General features: G+C 64.9%; 24 protein-coding genes. All 24 read left to right on the top strand.

Annotated features, from left to right (window positions below):
- Positions 1–9: 9 nt before the first annotated feature.
- Positions 10–291, top strand: a complete 282-nt coding sequence (gene rpsS / locus ABT004_RS19500) for a 30S ribosomal protein S19 (RefSeq protein ID WP_266713077.1) — start codon at positions 10–12, stop codon at positions 289–291.
- 42 nt (positions 292–333) lie between these two features.
- Entirely contained in the window at positions 334–681 is a 348-nt protein-coding gene (rplV, locus tag ABT004_RS19495; protein WP_266713079.1) for a 50S ribosomal protein L22, read from the top strand.
- Complete coding sequence (rpsC, locus tag ABT004_RS19490) at positions 681–1,523, top strand: 30S ribosomal protein S3 (RefSeq protein WP_266713081.1); 843 nt, start codon at positions 681–683, stop codon at positions 1,521–1,523. The genes rplV and rpsC overlap by 1 nt, the downstream gene beginning before the upstream one ends.
- A gap of 5 nt (positions 1,524–1,528) precedes the next feature.
- Complete coding sequence (rplP, locus tag ABT004_RS19485) at positions 1,529–1,948, top strand: 50S ribosomal protein L16 (RefSeq protein ID WP_018528356.1); 420 nt, start codon at positions 1,529–1,531, stop codon at positions 1,946–1,948.
- Complete coding sequence (rpmC, locus tag ABT004_RS19480; RefSeq protein ID WP_010036720.1) at positions 1,948–2,172, top strand: 50S ribosomal protein L29; 225 nt, start codon at positions 1,948–1,950, stop codon at positions 2,170–2,172. Before rplP ends, rpmC begins: the two co-directional genes overlap by 1 nt.
- The gene (rpsQ, locus tag ABT004_RS19475; RefSeq protein ID WP_266713085.1) at positions 2,172–2,456 is read left to right on the top strand and encodes a 30S ribosomal protein S17; all 285 of its coding nucleotides are present in this window, start codon (positions 2,172–2,174) and stop codon (positions 2,454–2,456) included. The genes rpmC and rpsQ overlap by 1 nt, the downstream gene beginning before the upstream one ends.
- Before the next feature lie 103 nt (positions 2,457–2,559).
- Entirely contained in the window at positions 2,560–2,928 is a 369-nt protein-coding gene (rplN, locus tag ABT004_RS19470; RefSeq protein ID WP_351338268.1) for a 50S ribosomal protein L14, read from the top strand.
- Between the two features lie 2 nt (positions 2,929–2,930).
- Entirely contained in the window at positions 2,931–3,254 is a 324-nt protein-coding gene (rplX, locus tag ABT004_RS19465; protein WP_351338266.1) for a 50S ribosomal protein L24, read from the top strand.
- Positions 3,254–3,811: a 50S ribosomal protein L5 gene (gene rplE / locus ABT004_RS19460; RefSeq protein WP_351338263.1), complete on the top strand. Its 558-nt coding sequence runs from the start codon at positions 3,254–3,256 to the stop codon at positions 3,809–3,811. The genes rplX and rplE overlap by 1 nt, the downstream gene beginning before the upstream one ends.
- 5 nt (positions 3,812–3,816) lie before the next feature.
- Positions 3,817–4,002: a type Z 30S ribosomal protein S14 gene (locus ABT004_RS19455; RefSeq protein WP_003948630.1), complete on the top strand. Its 186-nt coding sequence runs from the start codon at positions 3,817–3,819 to the stop codon at positions 4,000–4,002.
- 207 nt (positions 4,003–4,209) lie between these two features.
- Positions 4,210–4,608 (top strand): 30S ribosomal protein S8, encoded by a 399-nt coding sequence (gene rpsH / locus ABT004_RS19450; RefSeq protein WP_266713091.1) that lies wholly within the window; start codon positions 4,210–4,212, stop codon positions 4,606–4,608.
- A 24-nt stretch (positions 4,609–4,632) separates the two neighbouring features.
- Positions 4,633–5,172 carry a 50S ribosomal protein L6 gene (rplF, locus tag ABT004_RS19445; RefSeq protein ID WP_266713093.1) on the top strand — a complete coding sequence of 180 codons (540 nt, stop codon included), beginning with the start codon at positions 4,633–4,635 and terminating at the stop codon, positions 5,170–5,172.
- A 3-nt stretch (positions 5,173–5,175) separates the two neighbouring features.
- A complete protein-coding gene (gene rplR, locus ABT004_RS19440) occupies positions 5,176–5,559 on the top strand; it encodes a 50S ribosomal protein L18 (protein ID WP_326020847.1) in 384 nt (127 codons plus the stop codon).
- Between the two features lie 68 nt (positions 5,560–5,627).
- A complete protein-coding gene (rpsE, locus tag ABT004_RS19435) occupies positions 5,628–6,230 on the top strand; it encodes a 30S ribosomal protein S5 (protein WP_351338259.1) in 603 nt (200 codons plus the stop codon).
- On the top strand, positions 6,230–6,409 hold the full coding sequence (gene rpmD, locus ABT004_RS19430; protein WP_326020845.1) for a 50S ribosomal protein L30: 180 nt from the start codon (positions 6,230–6,232) through the stop codon (positions 6,407–6,409). Before rpsE ends, rpmD begins: the two co-directional genes overlap by 1 nt.
- 2 nt (positions 6,410–6,411) lie before the next feature.
- Complete coding sequence (gene rplO / locus ABT004_RS19425; RefSeq protein WP_266713101.1) at positions 6,412–6,867, top strand: 50S ribosomal protein L15; 456 nt, start codon at positions 6,412–6,414, stop codon at positions 6,865–6,867.
- A gap of 241 nt (positions 6,868–7,108) precedes the next feature.
- The gene (gene secY / locus ABT004_RS19420; protein WP_351338255.1) at positions 7,109–8,422 is read left to right on the top strand and encodes a preprotein translocase subunit SecY; all 1,314 of its coding nucleotides are present in this window, start codon (positions 7,109–7,111) and stop codon (positions 8,420–8,422) included.
- Complete coding sequence (locus ABT004_RS19415; protein WP_351338252.1) at positions 8,422–9,069, top strand: adenylate kinase; 648 nt, start codon at positions 8,422–8,424, stop codon at positions 9,067–9,069. The genes secY and ABT004_RS19415 overlap by 1 nt, the downstream gene beginning before the upstream one ends.
- 124 nt (positions 9,070–9,193) lie before the next feature.
- Positions 9,194–10,030, top strand: a complete 837-nt coding sequence (gene map / locus ABT004_RS19410; RefSeq protein ID WP_351338249.1) for a type I methionyl aminopeptidase — start codon at positions 9,194–9,196, stop codon at positions 10,028–10,030.
- Positions 10,031–10,201: 171 nt separating this feature from the next.
- Positions 10,202–10,423 (top strand): translation initiation factor IF-1, encoded by a 222-nt coding sequence (gene infA, locus ABT004_RS19405; RefSeq protein WP_003948620.1) that lies wholly within the window; start codon positions 10,202–10,204, stop codon positions 10,421–10,423.
- A 58-nt stretch (positions 10,424–10,481) separates the two neighbouring features.
- Positions 10,482–10,595 (top strand): 50S ribosomal protein L36, encoded by a 114-nt coding sequence (gene rpmJ / locus ABT004_RS19400; RefSeq protein ID WP_003974245.1) that lies wholly within the window; start codon positions 10,482–10,484, stop codon positions 10,593–10,595.
- 212 nt (positions 10,596–10,807) lie between these two features.
- Positions 10,808–11,188 (top strand): 30S ribosomal protein S13, encoded by a 381-nt coding sequence (gene rpsM / locus ABT004_RS19395; protein WP_351338246.1) that lies wholly within the window; start codon positions 10,808–10,810, stop codon positions 11,186–11,188.
- A gap of 65 nt (positions 11,189–11,253) precedes the next feature.
- On the top strand, positions 11,254–11,658 hold the full coding sequence (gene rpsK, locus ABT004_RS19390; RefSeq protein ID WP_003948617.1) for a 30S ribosomal protein S11: 405 nt from the start codon (positions 11,254–11,256) through the stop codon (positions 11,656–11,658).
- 120 nt (positions 11,659–11,778) lie between these two features.
- A partial coding sequence (locus ABT004_RS19385) for a DNA-directed RNA polymerase subunit alpha (RefSeq protein WP_351338244.1) occupies positions 11,779–12,308 on the top strand: 530 nt, incomplete at its 3' end.

The raw sequence follows: 12,308 nt of genomic DNA, 5'->3' as shown, positions 1-12,308 counted from the left end.
CGGGTTTAGATGCCGCGCAGTCTCAAGAAGGGACCCTTCGTCGACGGCCACCTCGTAAAGAAGGTGGACGTACAGAACGAAGCCGGTTCCAAGAACGTCATCAAGACCTGGTCCCGCCGCTCGATGATCATTCCCAGCATGCTGGGTCACACGATCGCGGTGCACAACGGCAAGACCCACATCCCGGTGTTCGTCACCGAGTCGATGGTCGGCCACAAGCTCGGCGAGTTCTCGCCGACGCGCACCTTCCGGGGTCACGTCAAGGACGACCGGAAGTCGAAGCGCCGCTAAGGCGGGGTGGAATCGACTATGACTAACACCGAAGGGACAACCATGGAAGCCAGGGCCCAGGCGCGGTACATCCGCGTCACGCCCATGAAGGCCCGCCGCGTGGTGGACCTCATCCGTGGCATGGACGCCACGGAGGCTCAGGCGGTCCTGCGATTCGCCCCGCAGGCCGCGAGCCAGCCGGTGGGCAAGGTGCTCGACAGCGCCATCGCCAACGCCGCGCACAACTACGACCACCCTGACGCCTCTTCGCTGGTCATCAGCGAGGCGTACGTGGACGAGGGCCCGACCCTGAAGCGGTTCCGTCCGCGTGCTCAGGGCCGTGCCTACCGGATCCGTAAGCGGACCAGCCACATCACCGTGGTCGTCAGCAGCAAGGAAGGAACCCGGTAATGGGCCAGAAGGTAAACCCGCACGGGTTCCGGCTCGGTGTCACGACCGACTTCAAGTCGCGTTGGTACGCCGACAAGCTGTACAAGGACTACGTCAAGGAAGACGTCGCCATCCGTCGGATGATGACGTCCGGCATGGAGCGCGCCGGCATCTCGAAGGTTGAGATCGAGCGCACCCGTGACCGCGTGCGGGTGGACATCCACACCGCGCGTCCCGGCATCGTCATCGGCCGCCGTGGCGCCGAGGCCGACCGCATCCGCGGTGACCTCGAGAAGCTCACGGGCAAGCAGGTCCAGCTGAACATCCTCGAGGTCAAGAGCCCCGAGACGGACGCTCAGCTGGTTGCTCAGGCCGTTGCCGAGCAGCTGTCCTCCCGTGTCTCCTTCCGTCGCGCCATGCGTAAGAGCATGCAGGGCACGATGAAGGCCGGCGCCAAGGGCATCAAGATCCAGTGTGGCGGTCGTCTCGGCGGTGCCGAGATGTCCCGTTCGGAGTTCTACCGCGAGGGCCGCGTGCCCCTGCACACGCTCCGCGCCAACGTGGACTACGGCTTCTTCGAGGCCAAGACGACCTTCGGCCGCATCGGCGTGAAGGTCTGGATCTACAAGGGCGACGTCAAGAACATCGCCGAGGTTCGCGCCGAGAACGCCGCGGCCCGCGCCGGTAACCGTCCGGCCCGTGGCGGTAACGACCGCCCGGCCCGTGGTGGTGGCCGTGGCGGCGAGCGTGGCGGTCGCGGGCGCAAGCCGCAGCAGCAGTCCGCGCCGGCAGCCGAGGCCCCCAAGGCCGACGCTCCCGCCGCTGCCGCTCCGGCTGCTGAGAGCACCGGAACGGAGGCCTGACCGAAATGCTGATCCCCCGTAGGGTCAAGCACCGCAAGCAGCACCACCCGAAGCGCAGCGGTATGTCCAAGGGTGGCACGCAGGTTGCGTTCGGCGAGTACGGCATCCAGGCGCTCACGCCGGCGTACGTGACGAACCGTCAGATCGAGGCCGCTCGTATCGCCATGACGCGTCACATCAAGCGTGGCGGCAAGGTCTGGATCAACATTTACCCGGACCGCCCCCTCACCAAGAAGCCTGCCGAGACCCGCATGGGTTCCGGTAAGGGTTCGCCGGAGTGGTGGGTCGCCAACGTCAAGCCCGGACGCGTGATGTTCGAGCTGTCGTACCCCAACGAGAAGACCGCGCGTGAGGCCCTGACTCGTGCAGCGCACAAGCTGCCGATGAAGTGCAAGATCGTTAAGCGCGAGGCAGGTGAAGCGTGATGTCGGCCGGAACCAAGGCGTCTGAGCTGCGCGAGCTGGGCAACGAGGAGCTCCTCAACAAGCTCCGCGAGGCCAAGGAAGAGCTGTTCAACCTCCGCTTCCAGGCGGCGACGGGTCAGCTCGAGAACCACGGCCGGCTCAAGGCCGTCCGCAAGGACATCGCGCGGATCTACACCCTCATGCGCGAGCGCGAGCTGGGCATCGAGACGGTGGAGAGCGCCTGATGAGCGAGAAGACTGTGACTGAAGAGACTGCCGCCCGCGGCTTCCGCAAGACCCGTGAGGGTCTTGTCGTCAGCGACAAGATGGACAAGACCGTCGTCGTCGCTGTCGAGGACCGCGTCAAGCACGCGCTGTACGGCAAGGTCATCCGCCGTACGAACAAGCTCAAGGCGCACGACGAGCAGAACGCTGCCGGCGTCGGCGACCGCGTCCTCCTGATGGAGACGCGTCCGCTGTCGGCGAGCAAGCGCTGGCGCATCGTCGAGATCCTCGAGAAGGCCAAGTAATTCTCTGAGGCATCCCTCAGAGTTCGTTCCGCCAGGCTCGGCAGGGGCCATCTCGTAAGAGAGAAGCCCCTGCCGGGAACCGGCAGACAAACAGGAGATAGACGTGATCCAGCAGGAGTCGCGACTGCGCGTCGCCGACAACACGGGTGCGAAGGAAATTCTCACCATCCGTGTTCTCGGTGGCTCAGGTCGCCGCTACGCGGGCATCGGTGACGTCATCGTCGCCACCGTCAAGGACGCGATCCCCGGTGGCAACGTGAAGAAGGGTGACGTCATCAAGGCGGTCATCGTTCGCACCGTGAAGGAGCGCCGCCGTCCGGACGGCTCGTACATCCGCTTCGACGAGAACGCCGCCGTCATTCTGAAGAACGACGGCGACCCTCGCGGCACCCGTATCTTCGGCCCGGTGGGCCGTGAGCTGCGCGAGAAGAAGTTCATGAAGATCATCTCGCTCGCGCCGGAGGTGCTGTAAGCATGAAGATCAAGAAGGGCGACCTGGTTCAGGTCATCACCGGTAAGGACCGTGGCAAGCAGGGCAAGGTCATCGCGGCCTTCCCCCGCGAGGACCGCGTCCTGGTCGAGGGTGTCAACCGGGTCAAGAAGCACACGAAGGCCGGCCCGACCGCCAGCGGTTCGCAGGCCGGTGGCATCGTGACCACCGAGGCCCCCGTCCACGTCTCCAACGTCCAGCTGGTCGTGGAGAAGGACGGCAACAAGGTTGTCACGCGTGTCGGTTTCCGCTTCGACGATGACGGCAACAAGATCCGCGTTGCCAAGCGGACGGGTGAGGACATCTGATGACGACCACCACCACTCCGCGTCTGAAGACGAAGTACCGCGAGGAGATCACGGCGAAGCTGCAGGACGAGTTCTCGTACGAGAACGTCATGCAGATTCCCGGTCTCGTGAAGGTCGTCGTGAACATGGGTGTCGGCGACGCCGCCCGTGACTCGAAGCTCATGGACGGTGCCGTCCGTGACCTGACGACGATCACCGGCCAGAAGCCGGCCATCACCAAGGCTCGCAAGTCCATCGCGCAGTTCAAGCTGCGTGAGGGCCAGCCGATCGGTGCCCACGTCACGCTCCGTGGCGACCGCATGTGGGAGTTCCTGGACCGCACCCTGTCGCTCGCGCTGCCGCGCATCCGCGACTTCCGTGGTCTGTCCCCCAAGCAGTTCGACGGCCGTGGCAACTACACCTTCGGTCTCACGGAGCAGGTCATGTTCCACGAGATCGACCAGGACAAGATCGACCGCGTCCGGGGTATGGACATCACCGTGGTGACCACGGCGACCAACGACGCCGAAGGCCGTGCCCTTCTCCGTCACCTCGGCTTCCCCTTCAAGGAGGCGTAAGCGAGATGGCGAAGAAGGCTCTGATTGCCAAGGCTGCTCGTAAGCCGAAGTTCGGTGTTCGTGGCTACACGCGCTGCCAGCGCTGCGGCCGCCCGCACTCCGTGTACCGCAAGTTCGGCCTCTGCCGCGTGTGCCTTCGTGAGATGGCTCACCGTGGCGAGCTGCCGGGCGTGACCAAGAGCTCCTGGTAGTCCCTTAATTCGGACTGCCCGGATCTCTCGGTAAGTAAAGGGTCGGCAGAGCCCGCTCCCCGCATGGCTTAGGCTTGTGGGGTTGGGCTCTGCTGCCCTACCGACTTACTACGCCGTAGGTCCCCGCGCCGCACCCGTCCCGCCCCTGTGTGGGGAGAGGGATGGCGCATACAGGAAACCCCGGCGAGAGAGGCCGAAGGCCAATTCATGACCATGACTGATCCGATCGCAGACATGCTTACGCGTCTGCGGAACGCGAACTCGGCGTACCACGACTCCGTGGCTATGCCGCACAGCAAGATCAAGTCGCACATCGCCGAGATCCTCCAGCAGGAGGGTTTCATCACCGGCTGGAAGGTCGAGGACGCCGAGGTCGGCAAGTCCCTCGTCCTGGAGCTGAAGTTCGGCCCGAACCGTGAGCGTTCGATCGCCGGCATCAAGCGCATCTCCAAGCCGGGTCTGCGTGTTTACGCGAAGTCCACCAACCTGCCGAAGGTTCTCGGTGGCCTGGGCGTGGCGATCATCTCCACGTCCCACGGTCTCCTGACCGGCCAGCAGGCAGGCAAGAAGGGCGTGGGTGGGGAAGTCCTCGCCTACGTCTGGTAGCGGAAGGAATCGGAGGAAACAGCTATGTCGCGTATTGGCAAGCTCCCCATCACGGTTCCCGCCGGCGTGGACGTCACCATCGACGGCCAGACGGTCGCGGTGAAGGGCCCCAAGGGTTCCCTGAGCCACACCGTTGCGGCGCCGATCGAGATCGCCAAGGGTGAGGACGGCGTTCTGGCCGTCACCCGCCCGAACGACGAGCGTCAGAACAAGGCCCTGCACGGCCTGTCCCGCACGCTGGTGGCGAACATGATCACCGGCGTGACCACGGGTTACGTGAAGAAGCTCGAAATCAGCGGTGTCGGTTACCGCGTCCTGGCGAAGGGCTCCAACCTGGAGTTCTCGCTCGGCTACAGCCACCCGATCCTGATCGAGGCGCCCGAGGGCATCTCCTTCAAGGTCGAATCGGCGACCAAGTTCTCGGTCGAGGGCATCGACAAGCAGAAGGTCGGCGAGGTTGCGGCCAACATCCGCAAGCTGCGCAAGCCCGACCCGTACAAGGCCAAGGGCGTCAAGTACGAAGGCGAAGTCATCCGCCGCAAGGTCGGAAAGGCGGGTAAGTAAGCCATGGCATACGGTCAGAAGATCGCTAAGGGCGACGCTTACAAGCGTGCGGCCATCAAGCGCCGCCACATCCGTATCCGCAAGAACATGTCGGGTACGGCGGAGCGTCCGCGCCTGGTCGTGACGCGCTCGAACCGGAACATCGTGGCCCAGGTCATCGACGACGTTAAGGGTCACACCCTCGCGTCGGCGTCGACCCTGGACACGTCGATCCGCGGCGGCGAGGGCGACAAGTCCGCGCAGGCCAAGTCGGTCGGCGCCCTGGTCGCCGAGCGCGCCAAGGCCGCCGGTGTCGAGGCTGTCGTGTTCGACCGTGGTGGTAACCAGTACGCCGGGCGCATTGCCGCCCTGGCGGACGCCGCCCGCGAAGCCGGACTCAAGTTCTGAGTCTTGCCCGTTCGCGCAGCGATTCATTGATGCTGCGTAGCTAGCGGATACAGAGAGAGGTAATTCCAATGGCTGGACCCCAGCGCCGCGGTGGCGGTGCCGGTGGCGGCGAGCGGCGGGACCGGAAGGGCCGTGACGGCGGCGCTGCTGAGAAGACCGCGTACGTTGAGCGCGTTGTCGCGATCAACCGTGTCGCCAAGGTTGTGAAGGGTGGTCGTCGCTTCAGCTTCACTGCGCTCGTCGTAGTGGGCGACGGTGACGGCACCGTGGGTGTCGGTTACGGCAAGGCCAAGGAGGTGCCGGCCGCCATCGCCAAGGGTGTTGAGGAGGCCAAGAAGCACTTCTTCAAGGTCCCCCGTATCCAGGGCACCATCCCGCACCCGATCACGGGCGAGAAGGCTGCGGGCGTCGTCCTGCTCAAGCCGGCTTCCCCCGGTACCGGTGTTATCGCCGGTGGCCCGGTGCGTGCCGTGCTCGAGTGCGCGGGCGTGCACGACATCCTGTCGAAGTCGCTCGGTTCGTCGAACGCGATCAACATCGTGCACGCGACCGTGGAGGCCCTCCGGGGTCTGCAGCGTCCCGAGGAGATCGCGGCCCGCCGTGGTCTGCCCCTCGAGGACGTCGCTCCCGCGGCCCTGCTGCGTGCGCGTGCCGGGGCTGGTGCGGCGTAATGGCACAGCTCAAGATCACGCAGACGAAGTCGTACATCGGCAGCAAGCAGAACCACCGTGACACCCTGCGTTCCCTTGGTCTCAAGGGGATCAACACGCAGGTCGTCAAGGAGGACCGCCCCGAGTTCCGCGGCATGGTTCAGACCGTGCGCCACCTCGTGACGGTTGAGGAGGTCTGATCATGGGTGAGCAGAACCCGCTCAAGATCCACAACCTCCGTCCGGCCCCGGGCGCCAAGACCGCCAAGACCCGTGTTGGTCGTGGTGAGGCGTCGAAGGGTAAGACGGCCGGTCGTGGTACCAAGGGCACCAAGGCCCGTTACCAGGTTCCGGAGCGCTTCGAGGGTGGCCAGATGCCCCTCCACATGCGTCTTCCGAAGCTCAAGGGCTTCAAGAACCCCTTCAAGGTCGAGTTCCAGGTCGTGAACCTGGACAAGCTCGCCTCGCTGTACCCCGAGGGTGGCGAAGTCACCGTCGAGGGTCTGGTGGAAAAGGGTGCTGTCCGTAAGAACAGCCTCGTCAAGGTCCTGGGCCAGGGCGAGATCACCGTGGCGCTGCAGGTGACGGTCGACTCCGTCTCCGGCTCCGCCAAGGAGAAGATCACCGCCGCCGGCGGTACGGTCACCGAGCTCGTCTGAGGCAATCAGGCGTCTTGATGACGTGAACGTCCCTACCGGGGATGCCCCATCTTTGGGGCATCCCCGGTTGGTCGTTCCTAGGGGAGCAGTTACGCCGGTAAGGTGGCGTCCGTTGTTAAGTTCCGGGCCTCGTGTGCCCCCGGCACCAAACCCGGTCCTTGGCCGTTAGACCGTTTACGTATTTGTCGAATCCTCAAGACCGTCACCTCTACGCATGCGCGCGGGGGTCGCAGGAGGCACCGTGCTCACCGCGTTCGCCCGGGCGTTCAAGACGCCCGACCTGCGCAAGAAGCTGCTCTTCACGCTGGGCATCGTCGTGATCTACCGGCTCGGCGCTCATGTGCCGATCCCAGGGGTGGATTACCAGAACGTCCAGACGTGTATGAACCAGGCCAATTCCAGCTCGGGCCTCTTCGGCCTGGTCAACATGTTCAGCGGTGGCGCGCTGTTGCAGATCACGGTCTTCGCGCTCGGCATCATGCCGTACATCACCGCGAGCATCATTCTGCAGCTGCTCACCGTGGTGATCCCGCGCCTCGAAGCCCTCAAGAAGGAGGGCCAGGCCGGCACGGCGAAGATCACGCAGTACACCCGGTACCTGACGGTGGCGCTCGCCATCCTCCAGGGCACCGGCCTCGTCGCCACCGCCCGCACCGGCGCGCTCTTCCAGGGCTGCCCCGTCGCCAGCGAGATCGTGCCGGACCAGTCGATCTTCATCACGATCACGATGGTCATCACGATGACCGCCGGTACCTGCGTGATGATGTGGCTCGGCGAAATGATCACCGACAAGGGCATCGGCAACGGTATGTCGATCCTGATGTTCATCTCGATCGCCGCGACGTTCCCGTCCGCGCTGTGGGCCATCAAGAAGCAGGGCTCGCTGGCCGACGGCTGGATCGAGTTCGGCACCGTCATCCTCGTCGGCCTCGTCATGGTCGCCCTGGTGGTCTTCGTCGAGCAGGCCCAGCGGCGTATCCCCGTGCAGTACGCGAAGCGCATGATCGGGCGCCGTTCCTACGGTGGTACGTCCACGTACATCCCGCTCAAGGTGAACCAGGCCGGTGTGATCCCGGTCATCTTCGCGTCGTCGCTGCTCTACATTCCGGCACTGGTCGCTCAGTTCGCCGGGGGTGATTCGCAATGGAAGGTCTGGATCGACGACCACCTGACCAAGGGAAATCACCCGATTTACATCGTCACGTACTTCCTCCTGATCGTGTTCTTCGCCTTCTTCTACGTGGCGATCTCGTTCAACCCCGAGGAAGTCGCCGACAACATGAAGAAGTATGGTGGCTTCATCCCGGGCATCCGGGCTGGCCGACCGACCGCTGAGTACCTTTCGTACGTGCTCAACCGGATCACCTGGCCGGGTTCGCTGTATTTGGGCCTGATCGCTCTCGTGCCGACGATGGCGTTGGTTGGTTTCGGGGCAAACCAGAACTTCCCGTTCGGTGGCACGAGCATCCTGATCATCGTGGGTGTCGGCCTGGAGACGGTGAAGCAGATCGAGAGCCAGCTCCAGCAGCGCAATTACGAAGGGTTCCTCCGCTGATGCGTATCGTCCTCGTCGGGCCGCCCGGTGCTGGCAAGGGAACGCAGGCCGCGTTCCTGGCCAAGAACCTGTCGATTCCGCACATCTCCACGGGCGACCTCTTCCGTGCCAACATCAGCCAGGGCACGGAGCTGGGCAAGCAGGCCAAGTCCTACATGGACGCCGGTCAGCTGGTTCCGGACGAGGTCACCATCGGGATGGCGAAGGACCGCATGGAGCAGCCGGATGCCGTGAACGGCTTCCTGCTCGATGGTTTCCCGCGCAACGTCTCGCAGGCCGAGGCGCTCGACGTCGCCCTCAAGGCCGACGACGTCACGCTGGACGCGGTCCTGGATCTGGAGGTCCCCGAGGACGAGGTGGTCAAGCGCATCGCGGGCCGCCGCATCTGCCGTAACGACTCAGCACACGTCTTCCATGTCGAGTACAAGCAGCCGGAGACCGAGGGGGTCTGCGACACCTGCGGCGGCGAGCTGTACCAGCGCGACGACGACAAGGAAGAGACGGTGCGCAACCGGCTCGAGGTCTACCACACGCAGACCGAGCCGATCATCGACTACTACCGGGAGCAGGGGCTCGTCGCGACGATCTCCGCGCTCGGCAAGGTCGATGACGTCACGGCGCGGGCCATGGAGGCCCTGAAGCGCTGAGCGCTTGAAGTACGTACCACGTGCCTGAGGCCGCGGTTCCCCGTCGGGGGGATCGCGGCCTTAGTGTTGGTGGGGACTGGATGTACGTAACCCTCGTACCGGATGACGGAGAGCGCAGGCCCCCATGGTGCAGATCAAGACCCCCGACCAGATTCGCAAGATGCGCGAGGCGGGGCTTGTCGTCGCGGCGATCCACGCGGCGACCCGTGAGGCGGCCGTGCCGGGCGCGACCACCAGGGATCTGGACGAGGTCGCCCGCAAGGTGCTCGCCGAGCACGGGGCGAAGTCGAACTTCCTCGGGTACGGGGGGTTCCCCGCGACCATCTGCACCTCGAAGAACGAGGTCGTGGTGCACGGCATCCCGAGCGGCGAGGTCGTCCTGGAGGACGGCGACATCATCTCGATCGACTGCGGCGCGATCGTCGACGGGTGGCACGGTGATGCCGCGTACACCGCCTTCGTCGGGTCCGGGCACTCCGCGGAGCTGATCGAGCTGTCGCGGGTGACGGAGGAGTCGATGTGGGCCGGGCTTGCGGCCATGAAGCAGGGCAACCGCCTGGTCGACATCTCCCGTGCCATCGAGTCGTACATCCGCCGGCAGCCCAAGCCGGGGGGCGGCAAGTACGGGATCGTCGAGGACTACGGCGGGCACGGCATCGGGACCGAGATGCACATGGACCCGCACCTCCTGAACTACGTCGAGCGTCGCCGCGGCAAGGGCCCGAAGCTGGTGCCCGGCTTCTGCCTCGCCATCGAGCCGATGGTCTCCCTCGGTACGCCGAGGACGGAGACGCTGTCCGACGACTGGACCGTCATCACGACCGACGGCACCTGGTCCTCGCACTGGGAACACTCCGTTGCCCTCACGGAGGACGGCCCCCTCGTCCTGACCGCCCCCGACGGCGGCAAGGCAAAGCTGGCGGAACTCGGCGTGACGGCGGCGCCGGATCCGCTGGGGTGAACCCGGTGTGACAAGGCGCGGCGGGGCTTAAGGATCTTGGTCGTGGGGGAGAATCACGGGATTCGTCTTTCCCGGGGTACTGACGTAGACTGACTCGTCGGCCTTCGTGTATGCGCATGTCTCCATGCGGACACGGAAGTCGATCAAGGTAGTCGATTCGAAGGGCGAAGCGTGGCCAAGAAGCAAGGTGCCATCGAGATCGAGGGCACTGTCGTCGAGTCTCTGCCGAACGCCATGTTCAAGGTCGAGCTCCAGAACGGCCACCAGGTCCTGGCACACATCAGCGGCAAGATGCGCATGCACTACATCCGTATCCTCCCTGACGACCGGGTCGTGGTGGAGCTGTCTCCGTACGACCTCACGCGTGGCCGGATCGTCTACCGGTACAAGTAGATCTTGCCCTAGTCCCGCCTCGGCGGGCCGCCGGCAACTGACCCGGAGAACCTCACCCATGAAGGTCAAGCCGAGCGTCAAGAAGATCTGCGACAAGTGCAGGGTGATCCGCCGTCACGGTCGGGTCATGGTGATCTGCGACAACCCGCGCCACAAGCAGCGCCAGGGCTGACGCAGACCCGTTCAACTGCAGTTCGATCGCAGAGTTCGCGCGACGCAGCACATCGAGTACATACGCAGGGCCCGCCGGCGGTGATTCAGTCACCGTGGCGACACCCTCGGTCGGAGGCCGAGGACTCAGTTCGTACCAACTCTTCGGACGAAGAGGACGGCGACTGGGAGTGGTTCTGCTACAGACCTCCGAAGAATCAACAGGAGCCATGAATGGCACGCGTTGAAGGTGTTGACCTCCCGCGCGAGAAGCGCATTGAGGTCGCCCTCACCTACGTGTTCGGCATCGGCCGCACGCGCGCCCAGGAGACCCTGGACGCGATTGGTGTCGACCGCAACATCCGCGTTCGTGAGATCAGCGAGGAAGACCTCGTAAAGATCCGCGAGTACGTGGACCAGAACTTCCAGACCGAGGGTGACCTCCGTCGCGAGATCCAGGCCGACATCCGCCGCAAGGTCGAGATCGGCTGCTACCAGGGTCTGCGTCACCGTCGCGGCCTGCCGGTGCACGGCCAGCGCACCAGCACGAACGCGCGTACCCGCAAGGGCCCGCGTCGCGCCATCGCCGGTAAGAAGAAGCCGGGCAAGAAGTAGTCCTCAGCGGACGCTCATCAGCGGTCTTCGCTGTAGGACCGACCACCTCCCTGTAGGAGAACGACATGCCCCCCAAGGGTCGTCAGGGCGCTGCCAAGAAGGTGCGCCGCAAGGAAAAGAAGAACGTCGCTCACGGCCACGCGCACATCAAGAGCACGTTCAACAACACGATCGTGTCCATCACGGACCCGACCGGCAACGTGATCTCGTGGGCCTCCGCCGGCCACGTCGGCTTCAAGGGCTCTCGCAAGTCCACGCCGTTCGCCGCGCAGATGGCCGCCGAGTCGGCTGCCCGTCGCGCGCAGGAGCACGGCATGCGCAAGGTCGACGTCTTCGTCAAGGGCCCGGGTTCCGGTCGTGAGACCGCCATCCGTTCGCTCCAGGCGACCGGCCTCGAGGTCGGCTCGATCCAGGACGTGACGCCGACGCCGCACAACGGCTGCCGTCCGCCGAAGCGCCGCCGCGTCTGACGCACGTCGCTTGACTTGAGGTTTACGGGCGGTACGGCTCTTCGGGGCGGTATCGCCCGTACCCTTGGCAGTACTCAAGGGCATCAAATAGTGGGTGCCCATGACTGAAGGATTCCTTTCATGCTGATCGCTCAGCGTCCCTCGTTGACCGAAGAGGTCGTCGACGAATTCCGCTCCCGGTTCGTGATCGAGCCGCTGGAGCCGGGCTTCGGCTACACCCTCGGCAACTCCCTCCGCCGCACCCTCCTCTCGTCGATCCCCGGCGCTGCTGTCACCAGCATCCGTATCGACGGTGTCCTGCACGAGTTCACCACCGTGCCGGGCGTCAAGGAGGACGTCACCGACCTCATCCTGAACATCAAGCAGCTGGTCGTCTCCTCGGAGCACGATGAGCCGGTCGTGATGTACCTGCGCAAGCAGGGCCCGGGTCTGGTCACCGCCGCCGACATCGCGCCCCCGGCCGGTGTCGAGGTGCACAACCCCGACCTCGTCCTCGCCACGCTCAACGGCAAGGGCAAGCTGGAGATGGAGCTGACCGTCGAGCGCGGTCGCGGTTACGTCTCCGCGGTGCAGAACAAGCAGGTCGGTCAGGAGATCGGGCGCATCCCGGTCGACTCGATCTACTCGCCGGTTCTCAAGGTCACGTACAA

It is taken from the genome of Streptomyces sp. NPDC002790 (assembly GCF_040295505.1).
Classification (GTDB): Bacteria; Actinomycetota; Actinomycetes; order Streptomycetales; family Streptomycetaceae; genus Streptomyces.
This window is presented reverse-complemented; position numbering and strand designations above follow the sequence as displayed.